The sequence below is a fragment of the Aquirufa avitistagni genome, assembly GCF_042715545.1.
GTDB classification, from domain to species: domain Bacteria; phylum Bacteroidota; class Bacteroidia; order Cytophagales; family Spirosomataceae; genus Aquirufa; species Aquirufa avitistagni.
In genome coordinates this window covers 719,006-740,576 of sequence record NZ_JBBKXZ010000001.1, presented here as the reverse complement: position 1 = coordinate 740,576, position 21,571 = coordinate 719,006, and the positions used below count along the sequence as shown (strand labels likewise).

Genomic DNA, 21,571 nt, shown 5'->3' with positions numbered 1-21,571 from the left:
AAATTACTGTAAAGTTTGCAAAATGCAAACTATTTCAAATCTTGTATTAAGATAATGGCTTAACGAAAATATTGATTAGAAAAAACTGATATTAAAACTTGATTATCAACTTATTGAACCCAAATCCCCTCATCAAACCGCACCGACTTCACCTTCGAATAATCAATTCCTTTCACAGAATCGAGCACAAATTTCAAGCCTTGCCACACGTGATTAACATACACAGGATCCTGATAATTTGCTTTATCGTGCCCCAAGGTCGTCACCCAAACATGTCCTCCTTGAAATTTTTGCGTCCACACCGCTGGAAAATACCCTTTAAACGAACCAGCATGTTGGTTCACCAAATCCGCTTGCTTAACATCCAAACTGCTTAAATCGTGCATCATCAACACCTGAATACCTGGATATAATTCTTTTCCAAAGTAACATTCATCTTCCTTTTCCCAACGCACTGGAACGCCCTGCATCGATGGATGTCCTGACTGAATATTCAAAATCCGAAATGGCTGAAATTTGGCATGCCACGAAAACGTTTCACCAATCATCATCTTAAACCATGGCCAATTGCGCTCCGTGCCCGTCACGGAATGCACCCCCACAAAACCACCGCCGGCCTCCACATAATGACGAAACGCCAATCGCTGCTCATCCGAATTAAATACATTATTGTTTGTACTCGTAAAAATCAAGGCTTGGTATTTCGCCAAATTCTCCTCTGTAAAAACAGCTGGATCATCTGAAACGTCTACTTGAATTTGATGCGCCTTTCCTAATCCTTGGAAACATGCCACCGCTGACGCAATATTGTCATGTACATAGCCGGGACCGTTTTTGGTATACACCAAAACCCGTTGGCTCTTTTTAGGGGCCGCTTGCCCCGAATAAACAAAAAGAAAAGAAAGTACTACTAAAAAAAACGTCTTCATTCGATTAAGGATTTACACCGTATTGATCTATTAAATACACAATGGCAGCCATATTTACTGCCCCCAAAAGCAATTCCCGCTTATTTACATTTTCAAATACATCCGTTTTCGCATGATGTAAATCAAAATAACGCTGACTATCAGGCACTAAACCCGCAATAATTGTCGAGGGATTGACACGCGCCAAAGGCCCAATGTCCGTTCCGCCTCCACCTAAGGTTACTTCTGCTCCATACGGCTTCAATAAGTTCGACCATGCTTGAAATTTCTTGAATGCTGCCCCTGAGGCCGTAATTCCAATCGAACGCGGCGTAAATCCACCTGCATCACTCTCCAGCGCGAAGATGTGATTTTCATTTTTCAACTTAGCCTGATTCGCATATTCATTGCCTCCTCGCACACCATTCTCCTCATTCGCAAAGAGCACAAATCGAATCGTACGCTTTGGCTTATAATTCAATGCCTTCATCACACGCAACACTTCCAGCGTATGCACAACACCCGCTCCATCATCATGAGCTCCTTCATTGACATCCCAAGAGTCCAAATGCCCGCCGAGCGTGATATACTCATTCGGGAATTCCGATCCCTTAATTTCAGCTACGACATTTTGATCATCCACATCACATAAGAATTGACCATACGTTTGCATTTGAACTTTTACCGAACCTTTTTGTGCTAACGCATAAAGCATTTTAGCATCATTCGGCCCCAAAGCCACCGCTGGGATCATCGGCAAGTCCTTTTCATACGACATGGATCCTGTATGTGGCGCATTATCTGGCGCCGTACTCAACGAATGAATCATGATTCCTAAAGCACCATATTTGGCCGCTCGAGATGCTCCAGACCGACGAAAAGCACCGCTTTCCCCATAAGCTCTGAACGTTTGAATTTTAGTTTCATCAAAAACACTGTGGTAATAAACTATCTTACCCTTTACCTCAGACTTCCGCTTCTCTAATTCATCAAAACTAGCCACTGCCACCACCTCTGCCTCAATCATGCCATTCGATCCCATCGAATTTCCCAGCGCTAATGCAGCCAAAGGTTGAATACGTGCCTCACCTTGAACGCCTACGATCGCGGCAAAATCAGCGCCTCCACGCTTCCAATTAGGTGATTTGCACGCTTGAAGAAATACTTTATCCGGTCCTAACAATTCCATATTCCGCTTTCCCCAGGTAATCGCTTGTTGCTGCTGCGGCGATCCGGCCAACCGCCCACCAATTTTTTTCGTCAATTCATATAACAACTCATACGCTTTTCCGTTACGCATAATGTCATCCGACATCCTTTTTATGAAAAGACTGTCGGCCTGCGCATACGAGAAAATAGGGATAAAAAGAGCTAAGAATAAAGTAAGTGTTACTTTCATATAGGCTATAAGGTTAGTTGGAACTTAAATATACTGATAAAAATAAAATTACGTAATTTTAAACCCATGACCACACTTCGAATTCTATTCCTTTTACTCTGCGGATCGCAGCTTCAAGCTCAAAATATTTCGAACCTTCTTCAGAAAGCGAATAAACTAGTTGACACCCAACAACTCAATCCCGCTGATATATCGGCAGGATTAAAAGAAGCCTTAACCCTTGGGGCAGAAAAAGGATGCGCTGATTTAGCCAAGCATGATGGCTTTTTCAAAAACGCCGCTCGTAAAATCGCCATGCCACCTGAGGCACAAAAGATAGAAAGTACTCTGAGAAGTATGGGATTAAACCAACTCGCCGACGCGTTCATTCTTAGCCTAAATCGTGCAGCAGAAGACGCCTGCAAAACGGCAGCTCCCATTTTACTGCAAGCCATCAAAGAAATGACTGTCACAGATGGACTTGCTATCTTACGTGGAAATGAGCGCGCAGCAACTGAATACTTACGCAGCAAGACGCAGCAACAACTGACCGAACAATTTAAACCTACCATTCAAGCTTCTTTGGCGACCGTTCAGGCCACCAAATACTGGGATCAACTCAACAAAGCCTACCAAGCGATTCCATTCAGCAATAAAAGAATGAATCCGAATTTAGCCGACTATGTCACAGAAAAAGCCCTGCAAGGGATCTATGACGAAATCGCGCTGCAAGAAAAAGAAATACGGACAAACCCGGTAGCCAGAACATCCGCGCTACTTAAACGCCTTTTTGACAAACCATGAAAAAATCTCTTCTGATTATATTATGCCTATTGGGTTCATTTACACAAGCACAAGCAGAAGTTCCCACCATCCGTACCAACCAAATCACCATTGCGCGCGACAGCTATGGCGTACCTCATATTTTCGCACCTACAGATCCAGAGGTGGCGTATGGCTTAGCTTGGGCACACGCGGAAGATGACTTCAAAACCATCCAAACACTCATTTTGACGGGTAAAGGGAAGCTGAGTACCTATTTGGGAAAGAAAGGGGCGCCAGTAGATTTTGTATTTGGGTTGTTGAATACGCGTGAGGTGGTGGACCAACAAATCAAAGCGATGGATCCTGCATTCCTTCAATTGGTACTAGGCTATCTGCAAGGACTTACCGCTTATGCCAAAGCACACCCATCCGAAGTATTAAACAAACACGTGTTTCCCATTGCCTTGGAGGATTACATTGCGACCACCATGTTCTCCGTAGCCATTTTCTGCGGCGTGGATAAAACACTTCCCAAGATTCTCGATGGATCCATTCCGCATTTAAAAGGATTTACGGGTGAGGGCAGTAATGCCTTCGCGATAAAAAGCAATAAATCTGCGTCAGGGGAGACCATGCTCGTTATTAACGCGCACCAGCCCATTGAAGGTGCCACTGCATTCTATGAGGCCCATGTGCAAAGCGAGGAAGGTTGGAATATTTTAGGAGGCTTGTTTCCCGGTGGACCGTTAATCTTTCACGGAGTTACGCCAAATTTAGCTTGGGCCCATACCGTAAATTTTCAAGATAAAATCGATGTATATCAGTTGGAAACCGACAAAGATCATCCAGGACAATACAAAGTAGATGGCGAATGGCTAAACTTAGAAAAAAGAAAAGTCAAATTAAACATCAAAGGTATTCCATTCTCCGTGGGCAAAATGGCATATAAATCGATCTATGGACCTACCGTAAAAACGCCAAAAGGGGCATATTTCTCCATCCGACTACCTTCCTTGATGGATGCGGGGGCATTGCAACAATGGTATGCGATGAATCGGTCAACAAATTTCGCTGAATTTAAAGCTGCGTTGAATCAGAATCATTTGCCCATGTTTAACATCATGTATGCAGATAAGTCAGATAACATCTTTTATATCTCAAATGGCAAGATGCCGTATCGCAATGCGGACCCAAAATACAATTGGGCCTCCACGCTACCCGGAAATACCCGTGCGACGCTTTGGCAAACATTCAAACCTCTAGATGAATTACCGCAGTATACAAATCCATCGAGTGGGTATTTGTTCAATACAAATCATTCGCCTTTCCTGGCAACAAGTACAGCAGAGAATTTAAATCCTGCCAAATTCGTCAAATACGATGGATATGAGACCTATCATAATAATCGGAGCCAACGGGCAAAAGATCTCATCGACGGATTAGATAAGATTACCTGGGAAGATTTGAAGCGAATTAAATTTGATCGCCAACTGCCTGCGAAGATTTTATATCCGTATGGTTGGGATGCCTCCGCGATTTTCAGCTTGGATGCCACAAAATATCCAGCCTTAGCTACCATAATTAATGGGCTCAATCAATGGAATCATGTGACAAACATCGAGAGCGTAGGCGCCCTGTATTACAACATTGCCTATTATCATGCATCTAAAATACGCTCAAATGGATCTAAAGACCCATTAACTGAGGCAGAAGCGGTGCAGCTTTGTCAATATGTGCATGACTTCTTACTGAAGCATTACGGTCGGCTTGATGTAACCTTAGGTGAATACCAACGATTAAAACGCGGAAATGGCGATTGGCCTCAGGCGGGTATGCCGGATGTATTAGCAGCGGTAATGACAGAACCCTTTGGTGAGACGAAGCGTAAGATGATTAGTGGGGATGCCTATATTGGCTTTGTGAAATTCCCCAAAGATGGTGGTTTACCGCTCATTGAGACCGTTAATACCTTTGGGGCTAGTTCGCATCCAGAGTCAAAACACTTCGCGGATCAACGTGAATTATATCAGGCCCAACAAACCAAGCGAATGACCTTGGATAAAGCAGAGGTTTTGAAGTCTGCCGAAAGGGTTTATCATCCGGAATAAATGAATTAATGCATTAGGTTTTCAACCAACCTACTTCATTTTTAAGATGACAATTTCAGCGTTTTTAGGAAAAGGAGAAGGCCAAAATTCTTCAAAACGCAAGAACTTATATCCTTCTGGAGTAGCTTCCAACGGGAAAAACAATTTGCCGATAAAATTGGTGAAATCTTTATTGAAAATATCTTTCACTTCCTGTGGATTTGCAAATGTATTATTTCCCGTATTTAAGTAAATGGACTTGGTTAATGGACCATACGAATTAGCGTTCCATTCTCCATCATTACCGTAATAGGTAAATACATCGACCAAACCATCTCCATTGAAATCTTTAACAATGACGTCGCGTCCTTGAAAGTCGAACATGTCAGTTGAAGTAGTTATCGTTTTCCCATTATCAGTTGTGGATAAAATAGGTGTTTTCTTTCCTTGGTAATCTTCAGGGAAAATCAATATTCTTTTTCCTTTGGCATTTGAAATTTGAACAAGGTCATGAATTTCATAAGGCCCCATTTTGTTATTGATAATACTCGTGGTATTCGCCATCGGATCCCAAGCCCACAGAGATCCTTGGTCATTCCGGTACGTAGCACACATAACTTCTAAAAAGGGGTCATCATCCAAATTTGTAAATAAAACACTGCCCACGCTATCCAAAGGCTTATCCAAGGTGATTATCTCAAATTTGCCTTGATTATTTTTTAATATGGAAACTGTATTATCTGCCGGAACGCGCTCTGAGGCGGATGACCAGCGTTGGGAGATGATATCTAGATCACCATCATTATCATAATCGCCAACGTCTGCATGATGGTAGAATAGTTTTTTATCTGTAATTCCAGGAAAGTTTTGCTTTACAAATCCAGTGGCTGTACCATAATACATAATCAAATAACCACCTTCCCATCGACCATTAATCATATTATTTTCTTGGCCATGATCCACCAAAAAGATATCTGTAAATCCATCCTTATTAAAGTCTTCCATGATCAATGGACTTTTAGGATATCCTACTTCACTAACCGCATTGAACGTTGATTTCGTTTTGTCAATTAACTTTTTAGCCTTTTCATCAAACTGAAAGATGCGTAGATAATCGACCTTCGTAGTTTTTAAGTCGGCAAATGGAATAATCAAATGCGGAACATTATTGATTTTGACATAACCCAAGCCTTCTGGAGAAGGGGGAAGTTGGGGCTCACTAAATTCCGTATAGCTAAATGTTAGGTTCAAATCTTGCTTAACAAATTCGGCCTTTAGCGAAAGGTCTTTATCCATGATAACCTTCAATGGATTATCACTCTTTCCGTTACTCCATCCAGAGAAATTGAAAAAATTATTGGGCGTCGCTCGGATGGTTACCTCAGTTCCTTTTACATAAGTACCCTCTGAAATATCTACCTTTCCTCCGGCGCTAGCTTCTACTTTGAGCACAAATTTAACTTCGGCTTGGGCTGGGGGAGGTGTAGTGACAACTGGGGTAATTTCTTCTTTTGAACAAGATGAAAGTAGAAGAATTAAGAATAAAAAGTTTCTAGCGTTGACCATATGATAAATGAATTGTCAAAAAAAAGGGTTTTTTCATGAATAATCAAAAAAATCATGAACTTTGATCATATGATGAAGATACCTTTACTATTACTCCTCGCGTTTAGTGCATTAGGCCAAAAGAGCGTCTCCACGATTATCCGATCTTCTGAATCTATTCCTGGTAAGTCGCAGTATTTATCAACACCCTATAATACCGCAGGTGATAAACTGTATATGGTTGGGCATCAAGATGGGACATTCCCTTCAATCGGTTGGCACGTTAAAGATGAAATGGGAGGGATTTGGGCACATCCGATTAAATTATGGGACGGGTTTAGTGCGTCATATCAAGTGAATAATCAATTGATTAAACTAGATAAAGCAATTCGATTCGTCAATTATCCATATGCCAATGAACATCGGTATGGCGGCCAACAAATCAAAGTCAGTCGGTTTCAGTTTGTACCCGATGGAAAGGCAGCCGTATATGTGGAATATGTGTTAGAAAACACGACCAATCAAAGCCAAACAGTCAAATTTTCGATGGAAGCTATTTCGAATTTGCGTCCTGTCTGGTTAGGCGAGCGAACGGAAATGATTGACTACCCGGATCAGCTGTCCTTTGAAAATAATCAGATCATTGCCAAAGACGGTTCCAATAACTGGTACGCGGTAATGAGCTCCACGCATCAGGCCACAAACTTACAAGTTGGTGCAGCCATCAAACCAAACACAGCTTTAGCAAAATCATCCTATTCCATCCGAATTCCCGCACATCAAAAGGAAACAATAGCTTTTGTGTTTAGTGGCTCATCCGTTTCAAAAAACGCTGCCACATCTACATGCGCATCAGTTTTAGCCAATGGAACTACTTATGTGCAGGCAAAAAAACAACGATTCGAAAAGCTAGCTAAAACTTCAGCAATCAAACTTGCAGACCCGAAATTAACCCAAGCGCTCCGTTGGCTTAAATACAACGCAGATTGGTTAATTAATGATGTAGATGGAATAGGCCGCGGAATTACAGCAGGTATGCCTGATTATCCCTGGTTTTTTGGCGGAGATATGACGTATTCCTTACAAGGATTGATAGCCTCAGGGCGTAAAGATGTCGCTTATAGTACGATTGAATTAATTGCTAAGCTATCCGAAAAGACGAATGGGAATGGTCGCATTGTTCACGAAGTGAGCACAAATGGATCCGTTTTTAATCCAGGAAATATCAATGAAACCCCGCAATTTGCCTCCTTAATCTATCAGGTGTACCGTTGGACTGGCGACAAAGCTTTCCTCCAAGTTTATTTTCCAATGATCGAAAAAGGCTTGCATTGGTTAATGAAAGAGAATGACAAAGACCATAATTTAATTCCTGATGGCAATGGCATGATGGAAATACATGGCTTAGATTCTGAAATGATCGATGTGGCGGCCTATAGTGCCAAAGCATTTTTGGATGCCTCGAAGATGGCTGAGGAACTTGGTAAACGTGATTTAGCTAATCAGTATTTGACTACGTACAAAGCGATGCGATTAAAGATCAATAAAGATTTTTGGGTAGCTGGTTCGAATTCGTATGCCGACTTTATTGGCACTAAATCGCAGGCATTGCGATTGACTGCTGATGCGATTGAGCGAGCGAAAGGTTTGAAGAATGATTGGGCGGTAGAAGAATTAACCGCGCTAAAAGGATCCATTGAGCAAAACCCAGACACTACCAAACGCGGATTTGTATTGCATCACAATTGGGTCGTAAATACGCCCATGGAGACTGGTTTGGCAGATAATGAACAGGCTATTCTAGCTTTGAAAACGGCTGAAAAGTTTAGAAACAAATTTGGCATGTATGTGACGGGAATAGATCGTTCCGCTACATCAGCGAAGGCGGAGTCGTATGCCGCTAAAGTGGGCAAATCCGAATTTACGTATACGGGTACCGTAATGACCTTACCAACTGGGGTCCAGGCGATTTCAGAGAATAATTATGGTCATCCTTCAGCAGCCTATGATTTGATTCAACGGATGTTGCGCACCTTTTCATTTGCCTTACCAGGTTCAATTTATGAGGTTTCCCCTGATTACGGGATGATGACTCAGGCTTGGAATAGCTATGCGTTCGAGGTACCTATTATTCAGCAGTTTTTTGGCATACAACCAGAAGCGAATAAAAAAATAATTGAATTAAACCCATCCTGGCCAGATTCACTAGCTTTTGGATCTATCAAAAACGTGGCGATTGGGGATAACCAGTTGGCAATTTCAGTTAAACGACAAGGCAAAGCAATTCACTTCCATGTGGAGCAGAAAAAACCATGGACACTCATTTTCCGTCCTGGAAGCAAGCATTACAAACATTGGAAGATTGATGGTAAAACAGTAAAACCAAAACTGGTGAATGGCTATGCAAGCGTCACCTTAAGTGGTATGAAACACGAAATCGTTTTGATTGAGGACTAAAAATATGGATAATATCAATTATAATTTAATTGATTTAGAAAAGGACAGTTGGACTAGGCTAGTGAATGGAGCGACTAAAAGTAGAAGTCCTTTTCATACACCGTGTATAGCTACTCAACATAAGGAGGAGGTAAATATGCGAACAGTTGTTTTACGAGGGGCAAATCCAGTAGAAAAAACGTTGCATTTTCACACTGATATAAGAAGTATGAAGTGGGATGAATTGATTGTCAATCCATCCATAAGCGCGCTGTTTTATGATTCATCCGAAAGAATTCAATTACGAATAAAAGGGATAGCTGAATTGCATCATGAGAATCAAATCACGCAGGAGGCTTGGGAAAAGACATCATTATCAAGTAGGAGATGTTATTTGACAGCATTTAGTCCTTCTAGTTTTTCTGATTTACCTACCAGTGGCTTACCTGAACAAATTGAGCAGGAAAATTTCAGTCAGGAGGATAGTGAAGTTGGCCTTCAAAATTTTGGAATCGTATCCATACAGGTTCAATCCATCGATTGGTTGTGGCTGAACCATGCGGGGCATCGAAGAGCATATTTTGATTATGTTCAAGGCCGTAATCAGTGGATGATTCCTTAAATTAGTGTTTCACACGTTACCTATACTTTATCCAATGGTTAAAAATTTATTGAAAACGGCACTAGGAAGACTACGCATTGTCGCATTTATGGAAGGTTGTTCGTATTTACTTTTGGGAATTACGATGATTTTAAAATACCAATATGCGATGCCGCAGCCAAATTACATCGTTGGCCTAGCCCATGGAATCCTATTTATTCTTTACGTTGTATTACTGCTTCAAGTTTCATTTATACATCGATGGAACATACTTAAAACGCTCGGGGCTTTTATTGCTTCACTCATACCTTTTGGCACTTTTTATGCAGATAAAGCCCTATTTAGATAATTTACTGCACAAACGGATCTTACGATTCGCACTGGTACATATGGGGTAGGTTGCTATCGCATAGTACCAAATAAACGTACGATTGAGTAGCGCACAAAAAAAACACTGCCTAAATTGAATTAGACAGTGTTTTTAAATTTAGAAGTGATCCCGCTGGGATTCGAACCCAGGACCCATACATTAAAAGTGTATTGCTCTACCAACTGAGCTACGGAATCATCAAGCTTGCGCTTGTTATATTAAATGGTTCACTCTGGAACCGAAAGGAGATTCGGTCACTGACCGACTCTCATTTGCATTTAAGGCATTTTATTGCCTTATTGCGGTGCAAAACTAAGACGGTTTTTCGAATTATGCAAGCAAGGCTTCTAAATAAAATTATATTTTTTTCTATTTTTTTGTTGGCCTTCTGTCAAAGCGCTTACAGCCAAATAGATAGAAAGCAAATAAAGGCAGCTGATTCGTTGTTTCAGGCAAACCGACTATTGGAAGCGGAAAAAATATACCGTTTAAATCTACCCAAGGCACAAGCAGAATCCGAAAACATCAAACTTAAACTGGCTTTTATATCCAAAGCCAAAAATGATTGGGTCAGTGAATTATACTTTCTTTCCAGTATAAATGCCAAAGAAAATTCATCAGCCATTGCCAAACGATTGGAAACAATAGGAGCGAAGCACAACTTATCTGGTTATGAGGTCACATTTATCGACCAAATAGAATGGATTTATTTTGCCTTATTCCCTTACATTACGGGCTTGCTCGTATTACTTGGCTTGTATGGCGTGATCATCCTTCTCATGAAATTGCGTCGCCGTCGCCGACTTAGAAAGATACAAATTGCCTATTTGTTGGCCTATTTTTCCTTTGTGCTCGTTTACACCAACTTCCCAGGATTTTTTCATTACGGGATTATCACGAGCGAAAAAGCATATTTACGTGAATTCGCCTCTTCGGCTGCACCAGTGAAAAAAATCTTAAAAAAAGGAAATCGAATCAATTTTTGGCACACCAAAGATGTTTGGGTGACCTGTCTACAAGATGGCCAAATAGGCTATATCAGAGTCAATGATTATTCTCCGATTGACTAAAGGTGTAAAATCTCAAAGCTTAAATCCAGGATGATGTCACGTTCAGAAACCGCTTGACCAATAACACCTTTTACCTTTAGATCTGCATTTTTGATTGCCTCCAACACGCGAACTACTTTAGCTAATGGATAATTACGTTTGGCATTCAGGTAATCACGCACAAAATAAGGGTTAACACCGATATTTTTGGCAATTTCTGCGTCCGACATGGCCCCTAAATCATGCACTTGGAGCACCTTCATGAAATAGTTAAATAACATGATTAACATGGGAGGGACTGGATTTTGCTTCGTATTCTCGGCAAAATAAAAGGCAATCTTTTGTGCTTTAGCGATGTTGCGCGATGCAAGTGCATGTTGAAATTCAAATATGTTGTATTCCCGACTAATCCCAATGAATCGCTCAATTTCTTCAGCACCTACCTCTGAACCCTTGGGTAAATTAATGACTAATTTGTCGGCCTCATGCGCCATCCGTTGTAAATCGGCACCTACAAATGAAACCATTAATTCCAATGAAGCCGCTTGAATCGTTAATCCTTGCTGTGCCAAATAATCCTTGAGCCAGACGCCCACTTTATCTTCTTTAATCTTTTTGGAACAGACAATAACCCCATGCTTTTCGGCAACTGCCAAGACTTTCGCCTTTTCTGCCACTAAATTTTTAATCGTACAAATGAGAACTGTTGAATCAGTGGGTCTTTCGCAATAATCCTCCCAGGCTTTTAAATCATCATTTCCTTTGGACTCTTTACCTTTAGCCAAAGCCTCCAAGAAACTGGCTTCTTTGACGATAATCACCTGTCGCTCAGCCATCATCGGATAGCGACGTGCATAGGAAATTACAGATCCCATGGATTGATCTTTGCCAAACATGACAAATTGATTGAAGCTTTTCTCATCTTCGCGCAAAATTCCAGCCTCCAGCGCATCCGCCACCTGGTCAATAAAAAATGGCTCATCTCCATGAATCAAATAGATTGGCGCAAATTTCTTGGCTTTAATGTCTTTAAGTACGTCTTGAGGGGATTTTTGCATGTAAAAAAAGTACGAAGTCCGTAGTCCGAAGTCGGCAGAAAAATTATAATCTTCAAATATATAAAAAAGTATAAAGTCCGACCTCTGGAAACTGTAATATGGTCATAATTAATTTTGGTGCCCACTTCGGACTTCGGACTATTGACTTCGGACTTCAAACTTTTTCCCTATCTTTACCGCTCATTAAAACATGATTACATGCAAATTGCACCTAATACCGTTGTTTTTATCTCGTATGAACTTGCTTTCCCAGATGAAAATGGCCAACCAGACGTCGTTGAGATTGTAGATGAAAACGAACCAATGGTATTTATCCACGGACTAAGTGGACTTCCAGAAAGTTTTGAGGCTAATTTGATGGGCCTAAAAGCAGGAGATGAATTTAATTTCAATATTGCAGCTGAAGATGCGTATGGCAATATAGATCCCAATGCCATCGTATCCCTTCCAAAATCAATTTTTGAAGTAGAAGGCCAAAAAGCGGACGATGTCCTCAAAATAGGAAATTACATTCCAATGACAGACGATCAAGGAAATCGGATGCAAGGACTAGTCGTATCCATTGGCGATGATCACGTGATGATGGATTTCAATCATCCATTGGCAGAAAAAGAGTTAATTTTTACAGGTAAAGTCATTAAATTAAGAGAGGCCACTGCTGACGAGCTTGCACATGGTCACGTGCACGGCGAAGGCGGGGTGCACCATTAGAATTAAGAGGTAAGAAGTAAGAGATAAGAGTTAAACAAATAACCTCTTACATCTCACTTCTTAACTCTCACCTCATTTATTATGAAACCAACCTTCGATTCCATTTACATGGAACTTGCTGAGAAACTAGCCTTGCGATCGCACTGTACGCGTGCGCAAGTAGGAGCGGTGTTAACTAAAGATACCCGAATCATTTCCATTGGGTATAATGGACCACCACAAGGCACACATAACTGTGACGAAGATTTCCATGAAGAAGGAGGGTGCCCACGAGATTCAAAAGGATCTTGTTCGCTTGCTTTACATGCCGAACAAAATGCCATTCTATATGCCTCTAAAAATGGGGCTTCGATCGAAGGATCAACCATCTATGTCACGCTTTCACCCTGTATTTCTTGCGCACGCATTATTTACAGCATGAAGATAAAACGTGTCATCTACCTCAATAGCTACGCGGCTTACAAAGGTTTAGCTTCCGATGAAGGGGTAGATTTCCTCCGGAAATTCGGAGTAGATGTGGTTGCTTACAAAGATATACTGTAGAGACGCGATACTTCGCGTTTTTTTTTGTCATAGACGCGAAGTGTCGCGTATCTATTATCTGAGTGTAATGTTTGTCGTTAATTATTTGACGCGAGGCACCGAGTTTTTACATTCCAACGTCAAACGTTCAGTGTCCAACGTCCAAAAAAAAGACCCCACAAATTGTGAGGTCTTTTTTTTGTAGCGGGGAGCAGAATCGAACTGCCGACCTTTGGGTTATGAATCCAACGCTCTAACCATCTGAGCTACCCCGCCAAAACATGGTGCAAATGTAACTGAAAGCTAGTAGAGTCACAAATATTTTATGAATACTTATTAAATTTGACGCGGATTTGGGAATTAGACAAGATAGTTTACCTTTGTTTATATCAATACTAGCAGGCATATGGGACAGCAACATTTTGAATTTGAATACGAGATAAAAGCCTCTCCAAAAGTACTTTACCCGTACATTAGTTCTGCCTCAGGGCTCCAACAATGGTTTGCTGAGAAAGTAACGGTAAAAAATGCTGAGTTATTCATTTTTTATTGGGACAACGAAACCCACACAGGACATTTAGTTCAAAATAAGGTCAATAAATCAGTGAAATTTGACTTTACTGCAGCTGATCAAGCTCCATTAAGCGCTGTTATTGAAATTAAACTTGACGTGAGTGAATTGACAAATGCGACGTATTTGAAAATTTTCGATAGCGCATCTACCTTCAAAAGTCCTGCAGATGCCCAAGAATTATGGGACTACCTGACTGATAAACTAAAAGAAATAGTCGGCAGTTAGTATGCGTAAAATTGATAAACTTGTATTACAAGCATTCTGGGGGCCTTTTTCGCTCACCACCTTGGTTGTCATTTTTATTTTTCTCCTTCGATTAGTTCTGTTTTACTTCTCAGACTTGTTTGGAAAAGACCTTGGTTTTTTCATCTACATCGAACTATTCTTCTACTTTTCACTCATTACCCTTCCACTTGCCTTACCGCTTTCCGTACTACTATCATCCTTAATGACTTTCGGAAAATTAGGTGAGAATTTTGAGCTAACGGCCTTAAAAAGTGCCGGAATATCCATTACACGGATCATGCGCCCGATTTTCATTACAGCAATTGGCCTAAGTATTTTTATGTTTTGGTTTAATAATGTGGCTTTACCGTGGGCCAACTTAAAAGGGTGGGGGCTTTTGTATGACATTAAAACCACCAAAACGACCTTAAATATCAAAGAGGGTATTTTTTATTCCGATCTACCAGGCTATTCGATTAAAGTGGCGAAGAAATACCCAGATAATAAAACGTTAAAAAGCTTAATCATTTACGACCATACGCACAATGATGGTAACCGTCATGTTACGTTGGCAGATTCAGCACAGATGTACACCATTCTGAACAAGAAATACCTCATTTTTGAGCTATTTAATGGTAAAGATTATGTCGAAGATGCTGATCGAGGGAGTAATTTAGATGCCACAGATTTGGCCTTACATCACTTTAAAAAGAGTAAAATAGTCATGTCACTCGAGGCTTTTGACATGCATAAAACCGAAGATAATCAATTCGCTCACCATGAAATTATGCGCAGTAATGTGCAACTAGATTCAGATGAAGATTCATTACGGCGCGTGATTCGAAATATCAAAATTGGCTTCCCTAAAGCCGCTGGACCTAATTTCATATATTACTTTCATCCAGTTGCACACTCCTATAAAATGTTAAAATCGTCTAGCTGGGTAGCCGCACGCATTGATTCAGGTGCCAAAAAACGAAACAGAGACATCTATGATATCGTGGATCAGCAAATTACCAACATGGGTATTTTTGCGGAAACAAATCGAGTGAATTTAGAATCGCGCGAAGAAAAACTCTTGAAAACACGGTTAGAATGGCACCGTAAATTCACTACATCGCTGGCCTTATTGGTCATGTTTTTAATTGGCGCACCCTTAGGAGCCATCATTAAGCGCGGAGGATTTGGTATACCCGTCGTTGTGGCCGTGTCGTTTTTTATCTTGATGTATATCATGAGCCAACAAGGCGACAAGATGGCGAAGGAAGGAAAATTGATACTAGAAATAGGCGCATGGATTTCAAATACGATACTTACCTTGATTGGATTGTATTTTCTTCGCATTGCCGTGAATGATTCGCGCCTTTTTGAAGCGGATAATTATTTGGTCCTGTGGGGTCGATTCAAGCAAAAATGGCAACGTGCGAATTGATTTGTATTTCTAATTAAATAAGCGTACTTTTGTGGATTAATTTTTCAAACACTATAAACTGGTAAAAGATGTATTTGTCACCCGAAGTAAAACAAGAGATTTTCGAATCAAAAGGGAAAGCAAAGTCTAAGATCGATACTGGTTCTGCTGAGTCGCAAATTGCGTTATTCACATTCAGAATCAATCACTTGACTGAGCACTTAAAGAAAAACAAAAAAGACCATAGCACGCGCTTAGGACTTTTAAAATTAGTAGGTAAGCGTCGTCGTTTACTGGATTACTTAACTCGTACTGATATTTCACGTTACCGTGCGATTATCGCTGAGTTAGGAATTCGTAAGTAATAAATTCAGCAGGGTTCCATGTCCATGGAGCCCTGTTTTATTTGATTTACCCCGTTTGAACTCATCAAACATTACACTTCTTCACGCGAGGTTGCGTGAAAATTTTATCCGAAACGTATGTCATTTAACATCATTACAAAGCATATTTCGATGCCAGATGGCAAGGAAGTCCAAATTGAAACTGGCAAATTAGCCAAGCAAGCGGATGGAGCTGTTGTCATTAAGTCAGGAAATATGATGTTGCTAGCCACTGTGGTAGCAAACAAAGAGGCCAAAGAAGGAGTTGATTTCCTTCCATTATCTGTTGACTATCAAGAGAAATTTGCGTCTAACGGACGTATTCCTGGATCTTTCTTAAAAAGAGAGGCCCGTTTATCCGATTATGAAATTCTTATCTCACGTCTAGTAGACCGCGCATTGCGTCCTACATTCCCAGATGATTACCATGCGGATGTTCAAGTTTTGATCAATCTAATTTCAGCTGATGCTGAAGTTTTACCGGATGCTTTCGTAGGTTTAGCTGCTGCTGCCGCTTTGGCAGTATCTGATATTCCTTTCAACGGACCTATTTCTGAGGTGCGTGTAGCGAAAATCAACGGTGAATATAAAGTGAACCCAAGTGTTAGCGAGTTAGTAGGTGCTAGCCTTGAATTAATCGTTGCTGCGAATGCAAACGATATTTTGATGGTAGAAGGCGAGGGTGACGAAGTTTCTGAAACAGAAATGTTAGAGGCTTTGAAAGTTGCGCACGATGCAATCAAAATCCAATGTAAAGCATTAAACGAATTAACAGAAGCTTGCGGAAAAACGGAGAAACGTACGTATTCACACGAATCACACAACGAAGAGTTGCGTGCTGAATTGTGGAAAAACTACTACGAGAAATATTTAGCCGTAGCTAAATTAGCTAATCCAAAGAAAGACGAGCGTAAAGCTGGTTTCAAAGCAATCGTTGACGAATTTATCGCCAGCTTGCCTGAAGATCATTTAGTTAATCTTTCATTAGCAAAAACGTATTTACACGATATCGAGAAAGAAGCTGCTCGCCAATTAGTATTACAAGAGCGCTATCGTTTAGATGGTCGTAAATTGAACGAGATCCGTCAAATTACATGTGAAGTAGATTATTTACCTACACCACACGGTTCTTCGGTGTTTACGCGTGGAGAAACGCAATCATTGACAACTGTTACCTTGGGAACGAAGATGGATGAGCAAATCATCGATCAACCAATGACGCAGGGATACAATAAATTCATGTTACACTATAACTTCCCAGGTTTCTCAACAGGAGAAGTTAAGCCAAACCGTGGCGTTGGACGTCGTGAGGTCGGTCATGGTAATTTAGCTATGCGTGCGATTCGTAAGGTTCTTCCAAAAATGGAAGATTTCCCTTACACGTTACGTGTTGTTTCTGACATCTTAGAATCTAATGGTTCTTCATCTATGGCTACCGTTTGTGCGGGTACATTAGCCTTAATGGATGCGGGTGTGAAAATTAAAGCGCCTGTTTCTGGTATCGCCATGGGTTTAATCTCAGATGCAAAAACTGGAAAGTATGCCGTTCTTTCTGATATTTTAGGAGATGAAGATCACTTAGGTGATATGGACTTCAAAGTAACAGGTACGGAAAACGGTATTACTGCTTGCCAAATGGACATTAAAGTTCAAGGTTTGTCATACGAAGTTTTAGCAGAAGCGTTAACGCAAGCAAAAGAAGGTCGTTTACACATCTTGAATGAAATGAAAAAGGCAATGCCTGCTGTTCGTGAAGAATTCAAGCCACAAACTCCGCGTGCTACTGTCATTAAGATCCAAAAAGACCAAATCGGTTCCGTAATCGGGCCAGGAGGTAAAGTCGTTCAAGATATCCAAAAACAATCAGGTGCAACGGTAACCATCGAAGAAAAAGAAGATGGTGGCTACGTAAGCATTTTCTCTTCCAATGGAGAGGCGATGGCTCACGCAGTGCGCATGGTGAAAGGAATCGTTACACTTCCAGAAGTAGGCGAGATCTACGAAGGTAAAGTGAAAAACATCCAAGCTTTTGGTGCTTTCGTTGAATTCTTACCTGGAAAAGATGGTTTATTGCATATCTCTGAAATTTCATGGGATCGCATCGAAACAATGGACGGTGTCTTCAAAGAAGGCGATAAGGTTCAGGTTAAATTAGTAGAAGTAGATAAGAAAACCGGTAAATACCGTCTTTCTGCCAAAGCACTTCTTCCAAAACCAGAAGCAAACGCTGAATAAATTATTCATGGGCAAAAGAATCGAAACCTTTTGCCCATTCAATCTGTTGTAAGATCCTATGAGACAGCTAAAAATTAGCAAACAAATTACCAACAGGGAAAGTCAATCACTTGACAAATACCTGCAGGAAATCGGTAAGGTGGATTTATTGACACCGGATGAAGAGGTAATACTCGCACAAAAGATCCGCGAAGGAGACCAGTTATCATTGGAACGTTTGACGAAAGCCAATTTACGTTTCGTGGTTTCGGTAGCTAAACAATACCAAAATCAAGGTTTAAGCCTTGGTGACTTAATTAACGAAGGAAACTTAGGTTTGATCAAAGCAGCTCAACGTTTTGATGAAACCCGTGGATTTAAATTTATCTCTTACGCCGTATGGTGGATTCGTCAATCCATCTTACAAGCTTTGGCAGAACAATCTCGTATCGTTCGTTTGCCATTAAACCGCGTAGGTTCCCTAAATAAAATCTCGAAAACGTTTTCTGAACTCGAGCAAAAATTTGAACGTGAGCCTTCTCCAGAAGAATTAGCCGAAGTATTGGAAATTTCTACAGGTGAGGTTGTTGACACACTGAAAATCTCAGGTCGTCACGTATCCATGGATGCGCCTTTCGTTCAAGGAGAAGAAAATTCATTATTAGACGTTTTGGAAAATGATTCAGAAGACAAGCCAGATTCTGGTTTGATCAATGATTCATTACGCCGGGAGGTTCAACGCGCATTATCTACGTTAACCCAACGTGAAGCTGATGTCGTTACATTATATTTTGGCTTAAATGGTGAGCACGCGATGACCCTAGAGGAAATCGGTGAAAAATTCAACCTAACACGCGAACGCGTAAGACAAATTAAAGAGAAAGCGATTCGCCGCCTCCGTCATACGTCACGTAGTAAAGCCCTTAAAACGTATCTTGGATAAATTTTAAAAGCCTCTTATGAGGCTTTTTTTTGCGATGGCATACCCAGAAGGACTTGTGGATTTGATTGATAACTTGCACCAACAAGGTGTAAATGAAGCAGTTATATGCCCAGGTTCGCGTAATGCACCGATCATGCTAGCCATGGTTCGCCACGGTGGATTTCGCTGCTATTCAATTTCAGATGAACGTTCTGCTGGTTTCTTTGGTCTCGGTCGCGCATTAAAAACCAAAAGACCTGTCATTATTTGTTGCACCTCAGGTTCAGCCGGACTTAATTTTGCTCCAGCTGTCGTTGAGGCATTCTTCCAAGAAATTCCGCTCATTGTTTTAACCGCAGACCGACCAGCCGAGTGGATTGGCCAGTGGGATGGACAAACAATCTATCAAGAAAATCTATTTGGAAAGCATGTCAAACATGCCGAAAGCTTCAAACCCTTTCAACCAAATCAGCTCGTGGAAAAAGCCATGGCATTTCCACAAGGGCCCGTACACATGAATGTGCCCATCGCTGAGCCGTTTTATCCAACTAACGGAGAGGCATTACCGCAAATTCGGGAACCTCAGGCCATTGAAGCCCATAAAACACCTGAATTGGATACAGATTTTCAGGTAAAACAAGGTGCTTCACTACTAATTACTGTCGGCCAAAGACCATTCCATCAGGCTGAGAATGATTTTTTTGCCCAATTGGCGCTGAATGGAATACCTGTTATTGGGGATGCAACGGCTAATCTGCCGGCGGAATGCCAACTGCACCATGATTTAATTTGGGCGAATGAGGTAAATTTACCTTCATTCCAACCGGAGTTTCATATTCATTTTGGTAAATCGTTTGTTAGCAAACGCATTAAACAATTTCTGAGAACCTATAAGCCAACGGCCTCCTGGTTGGTGCACCCAAATCCCATCGGAAAACCAGATCCATTTCAATGTCTAACCCGCGTGGTTCGTGCGGAAACAATTTCGGTCTTAACGTCATTGTGTCAACAAACCCTGAGGGGGGTATCGGCTGTAAATAGTGCAAAAAACAGGTTGGAAGCGATACAGGAAGCATATTTCAAGAAAGAAAGCTGGTCTGAATTGGCTATTTATAATCACTTGATTGGCACCATGGACTCGCCAAATTCGGAGGTACATGTCGCAAATTCATTGGCCATTCGGTACATCAACTGGACAGAAAATACATTTACACAATCGGAGGTATTTTCAAACCGAGGGACTAGTGGCATCGATGGATGTTTGAGTACAGCTATAGGTGCGAGCCAACAAACCAATAAATTGGTCATTTCCCTCATTGGTGATGTGGCATTTCAATATGACCGCAATGCGCTATGGAATGCGTATGTAGGTGCTAATGTGCGCATTATCATCTTCAATAATTCTGGGGGAGGAATTTTTGGCATATTGGATGGAGCCAAAGACCTACCTGAACTGGATGAATTCATGGTAACTAAGCAAGTGTTTCGTGCAAAAAATACAGCTTTAGATGCTGGAATCGACTATTTTGAAGCGTATGATTGGAATGAATTGCACCAACAAATGCAGCACTTTGGGGAGCCTAGTGATCGCGCTAAAATCTTAGAAATTTTCACAGATTCTGCAGTAAATACCCAGGAATTGCAAGCTTATATGCGCTTATTCAAGCAGTGATTTTTTCTGAATTCGCTCCCAATTCTTAACATATAATGGGTTTTTAGGATCAACAGCTAACGCTTTTTGAACATATTGTTTAGCTAATTCCCAATGCATCCGCTGAATCTCCACGTAACCTAAATTATTATAAATCAGATCTTGATATTTGCCTTGACGCAACGCGCGTTTGAACATCTTTTCTGCTAAATCTAATTGATTCAACTCCTGAAACACCACACCTTGATTGATCATCGTTTCAACCGAAAGAGAATCAATAGCTAGTGCACGATCATAAGAAACCATCGACTCATTCCACATCTCCTTTTGCATTTGAATATTGCCATGAAGTGTCCAATTTGCTGCAGAATCAGGGAAATTCTTAACCAGTTTCGCTGATTCAGTTAAGGCTAAATCGTATTTTTCTAAGGTTTGAAGGGTTTCGGCCAACTTAAATAGGGCAGGAGCAAATTTGGAATCTTGGGCGAAGGCTTTTGTAAAATCTTCTAATGCCTCATCATGCTTTTCGAGGTGCTGATACACTAAACCCCGATTGTAATACGCATCTGGGAAAACTTCTTGTTTCTCAATGGATTCATTATACCATTTAATGGATTCAAAATATTCCTTCTCTTTATATTTGGCATTACCGCGCAGAAAAAAATCAGATGCTTCTTTTTTTGAGGTATCTGATTGACAAGACACAGTTAAAATAGCAAACATGCATAAAACGAGGTACCTCATAATGGATATAATTTTTA

At 40.9% G+C, this 21,571-nt stretch carries 19 protein-coding genes and 2 tRNA genes; 14 read left to right on the top strand and 7 right to left on the bottom strand.

Translation table 11 applies throughout. The features are described 5' to 3' along the window. Positions 1–110 precede the first annotated feature (110 nt). Together U0R10_RS03170 and U0R10_RS03165 are read right to left on the bottom strand one after the other, a co-directional pair. On the bottom strand, positions 111–929 hold the full coding sequence (locus U0R10_RS03170; RefSeq protein ID WP_377982401.1) for a ThuA domain-containing protein: 819 nt from the start codon (positions 927–929) through the stop codon (positions 111–113). A gap of 4 nt (positions 930–933) precedes the next feature. Beyond that, positions 934–2,307: a M20/M25/M40 family metallo-hydrolase gene (locus tag U0R10_RS03165; protein ID WP_377982399.1), complete on the bottom strand. Its 1,374-nt coding sequence runs from the start codon at positions 2,305–2,307 to the stop codon at positions 934–936. A gap of 66 nt (positions 2,308–2,373) precedes the next feature. On the opposite strand from U0R10_RS03165, the gene U0R10_RS03160 reads away from it, so the two are divergent. After that, positions 2,374–3,090 (top strand): DUF4197 domain-containing protein, encoded by a 717-nt coding sequence (locus U0R10_RS03160; protein WP_377982398.1) that lies wholly within the window; start codon positions 2,374–2,376, stop codon positions 3,088–3,090. Beyond that, positions 3,087–5,159, top strand: a complete 2,073-nt coding sequence (locus tag U0R10_RS03155; protein WP_377982396.1) for a penicillin acylase family protein — start codon at positions 3,087–3,089, stop codon at positions 5,157–5,159. Before U0R10_RS03160 ends, U0R10_RS03155 begins: the two co-directional genes overlap by 4 nt. A gap of 30 nt (positions 5,160–5,189) precedes the next feature. Here U0R10_RS03155 and U0R10_RS03150 read toward each other — a convergent pair whose 3' ends face one another. Beyond that, entirely contained in the window at positions 5,190–6,704 is a 1,515-nt protein-coding gene (locus tag U0R10_RS03150) for a VCBS repeat-containing protein (RefSeq protein WP_377982394.1), read from the bottom strand. 54 nt (positions 6,705–6,758) lie between these two features. Here U0R10_RS03150 and U0R10_RS03145 point away from each other — a divergent pair, with 54 nt between their 5' ends. The 3 genes from U0R10_RS03145 to U0R10_RS03135 are packed head-to-tail and all read left to right on the top strand — an operon-like array spanning position 6,759 to position 10,069. Beyond that, positions 6,759–9,140: an alpha-L-rhamnosidase-related protein gene (locus tag U0R10_RS03145; RefSeq protein ID WP_377982392.1), complete on the top strand. Its 2,382-nt coding sequence runs from the start codon at positions 6,759–6,761 to the stop codon at positions 9,138–9,140. 4 nt (positions 9,141–9,144) lie between these two features. Next, on the top strand, positions 9,145–9,741 hold the full coding sequence (locus tag U0R10_RS03140; RefSeq protein WP_377982390.1) for a pyridoxamine 5'-phosphate oxidase family protein: 597 nt from the start codon (positions 9,145–9,147) through the stop codon (positions 9,739–9,741). 34 nt (positions 9,742–9,775) lie between these two features. Beyond that, on the top strand, positions 9,776–10,069 hold the full coding sequence (locus U0R10_RS03135; protein ID WP_377982389.1) for a DUF3817 domain-containing protein: 294 nt from the start codon (positions 9,776–9,778) through the stop codon (positions 10,067–10,069). A 145-nt stretch (positions 10,070–10,214) separates the two neighbouring features. Here the strand turns inward: U0R10_RS03135 and U0R10_RS03130 are convergent. Continuing rightward, a tRNA-Lys gene (locus tag U0R10_RS03130) sits at positions 10,215–10,287 on the bottom strand. 135 nt (positions 10,288–10,422) lie between these two features. Between U0R10_RS03130 and U0R10_RS03125 the strand changes: the two genes are divergently transcribed. After that, entirely contained in the window at positions 10,423–11,160 is a 738-nt protein-coding gene (locus U0R10_RS03125) for a hypothetical protein (protein WP_377982387.1), read from the top strand. Here the strand turns inward: U0R10_RS03125 and holA are convergent. After that, positions 11,157–12,197, bottom strand: a complete 1,041-nt coding sequence (holA, locus tag U0R10_RS03120; protein WP_377982385.1) for a DNA polymerase III subunit delta — start codon at positions 12,195–12,197, stop codon at positions 11,157–11,159. The two genes, U0R10_RS03125 and holA, sit on opposite strands and share 4 nt — an antisense overlap. Before the next feature lie 198 nt (positions 12,198–12,395). Here holA and U0R10_RS03115 point away from each other — a divergent pair, with 198 nt between their 5' ends. Together U0R10_RS03115 and U0R10_RS03110 are read left to right on the top strand one after the other, a co-directional pair. Further along, the gene (locus U0R10_RS03115) at positions 12,396–12,908 is read left to right on the top strand and encodes an FKBP-type peptidyl-prolyl cis-trans isomerase (protein ID WP_377982383.1); all 513 of its coding nucleotides are present in this window, start codon (positions 12,396–12,398) and stop codon (positions 12,906–12,908) included. Positions 12,909–12,989: 81 nt separating this feature from the next. Beyond that, positions 12,990–13,451, top strand: coding sequence for a deoxycytidylate deaminase (locus U0R10_RS03110; RefSeq protein WP_377982381.1), 462 nt, complete (start codon positions 12,990–12,992; stop codon positions 13,449–13,451). Positions 13,452–13,632: 181 nt separating this feature from the next. On the opposite strand, the gene U0R10_RS03105 is transcribed toward U0R10_RS03110, so the two are convergent. Beyond that, positions 13,633–13,706: transfer RNA gene (locus U0R10_RS03105), tRNA-Met, on the bottom strand. Between the two features lie 130 nt (positions 13,707–13,836). On the opposite strand from U0R10_RS03105, the gene U0R10_RS03100 reads away from it, so the two are divergent. From U0R10_RS03100 to menD, 6 genes are all read left to right on the top strand, one after another. Then, the gene (locus U0R10_RS03100) at positions 13,837–14,229 is read left to right on the top strand and encodes an START-like domain-containing protein (protein ID WP_377982380.1); all 393 of its coding nucleotides are present in this window, start codon (positions 13,837–13,839) and stop codon (positions 14,227–14,229) included. Position 14,230: 1 nt separating this feature from the next. Further along, positions 14,231–15,661, top strand: a complete 1,431-nt coding sequence (locus tag U0R10_RS03095; protein WP_377982378.1) for an LptF/LptG family permease — start codon at positions 14,231–14,233, stop codon at positions 15,659–15,661. Positions 15,662–15,729: 68 nt separating this feature from the next. Next, the gene (rpsO, locus tag U0R10_RS03090) at positions 15,730–16,005 is read left to right on the top strand and encodes a 30S ribosomal protein S15 (RefSeq protein WP_377982376.1); all 276 of its coding nucleotides are present in this window, start codon (positions 15,730–15,732) and stop codon (positions 16,003–16,005) included. 117 nt (positions 16,006–16,122) lie between these two features. Next, positions 16,123–18,258 (top strand): polyribonucleotide nucleotidyltransferase, encoded by a 2,136-nt coding sequence (gene pnp, locus U0R10_RS03085; protein WP_377982374.1) that lies wholly within the window; start codon positions 16,123–16,125, stop codon positions 18,256–18,258. Positions 18,259–18,316: 58 nt separating this feature from the next. Further along, on the top strand, positions 18,317–19,180 hold the full coding sequence (locus U0R10_RS03080; protein WP_377982372.1) for a sigma-70 family RNA polymerase sigma factor: 864 nt from the start codon (positions 18,317–18,319) through the stop codon (positions 19,178–19,180). Positions 19,181–19,196: 16 nt separating this feature from the next. Continuing rightward, on the top strand, positions 19,197–20,831 hold the full coding sequence (menD, locus tag U0R10_RS03075) for a 2-succinyl-5-enolpyruvyl-6-hydroxy-3-cyclohexene-1-carboxylic-acid synthase (protein WP_377982370.1): 1,635 nt from the start codon (positions 19,197–19,199) through the stop codon (positions 20,829–20,831). On the opposite strand, the gene U0R10_RS03070 is transcribed toward menD, so the two are convergent. Beyond that, complete coding sequence (locus U0R10_RS03070) at positions 20,817–21,554, bottom strand: tetratricopeptide repeat protein (RefSeq protein WP_377982368.1); 738 nt, start codon at positions 21,552–21,554, stop codon at positions 20,817–20,819. The two genes, menD and U0R10_RS03070, sit on opposite strands and share 15 nt — an antisense overlap. Between the last annotated feature and the right edge of the window lie 17 nt (positions 21,555–21,571).

Bases quoted from the DNA above. Each gene is read 5' to 3' on its own strand.
- U0R10_RS03095 (WP_377982378.1), top strand. From the start codon at position 14,231: ATGCGTAAAATTGATAAACTTGTATTACAAGCATTCTGGGGGCCTTTT.
- rpsO (WP_377982376.1), top strand. From the start codon at position 15,730: ATGTATTTGTCACCCGAAGTAAAACAAGAGATTTTCGAATCAAAAGGG.
- menD (WP_377982370.1), top strand. From the start codon at position 19,197: ATGAGGCTTTTTTTTGCGATGGCATACCCAGAAGGACTTGTGGATTTG.
- holA (WP_377982385.1), bottom strand. From the start codon at position 12,197: ATGCAAAAATCCCCTCAAGACGTACTTAAAGACATTAAAGCCAAGAAA.
- U0R10_RS03155 (WP_377982396.1), top strand. From the start codon at position 3,087: ATGAAAAAATCTCTTCTGATTATATTATGCCTATTGGGTTCATTTACA.
- U0R10_RS03140 (WP_377982390.1), top strand. From the start codon at position 9,145: ATGGATAATATCAATTATAATTTAATTGATTTAGAAAAGGACAGTTGG.
- U0R10_RS03125 (WP_377982387.1), top strand. From the start codon at position 10,423: ATGCAAGCAAGGCTTCTAAATAAAATTATATTTTTTTCTATTTTTTTG.
- U0R10_RS03110 (WP_377982381.1), top strand. From the start codon at position 12,990: ATGAAACCAACCTTCGATTCCATTTACATGGAACTTGCTGAGAAACTA.
- U0R10_RS03115 (WP_377982383.1), top strand. From the start codon at position 12,396: ATGCAAATTGCACCTAATACCGTTGTTTTTATCTCGTATGAACTTGCT.
- U0R10_RS03145 (WP_377982392.1), top strand. From the start codon at position 6,759: ATGAACTTTGATCATATGATGAAGATACCTTTACTATTACTCCTCGCG.
- U0R10_RS03160 (WP_377982398.1), top strand. From the start codon at position 2,374: ATGACCACACTTCGAATTCTATTCCTTTTACTCTGCGGATCGCAGCTT.
- U0R10_RS03070 (WP_377982368.1), bottom strand. From the start codon at position 21,554: ATGAGGTACCTCGTTTTATGCATGTTTGCTATTTTAACTGTGTCTTGT.
- U0R10_RS03170 (WP_377982401.1), bottom strand. From the start codon at position 929: ATGAAGACGTTTTTTTTAGTAGTACTTTCTTTTCTTTTTGTTTATTCG.
- pnp (WP_377982374.1), top strand. From the start codon at position 16,123: ATGTCATTTAACATCATTACAAAGCATATTTCGATGCCAGATGGCAAG.
- U0R10_RS03165 (WP_377982399.1), bottom strand. From the start codon at position 2,307: ATGAAAGTAACACTTACTTTATTCTTAGCTCTTTTTATCCCTATTTTC.
- U0R10_RS03150 (WP_377982394.1), bottom strand. From the start codon at position 6,704: ATGGTCAACGCTAGAAACTTTTTATTCTTAATTCTTCTACTTTCATCT.
- U0R10_RS03080 (WP_377982372.1), top strand. From the start codon at position 18,317: ATGAGACAGCTAAAAATTAGCAAACAAATTACCAACAGGGAAAGTCAA.
- U0R10_RS03135 (WP_377982389.1), top strand. From the start codon at position 9,776: ATGGTTAAAAATTTATTGAAAACGGCACTAGGAAGACTACGCATTGTC.
- U0R10_RS03100 (WP_377982380.1), top strand. From the start codon at position 13,837: ATGGGACAGCAACATTTTGAATTTGAATACGAGATAAAAGCCTCTCCA.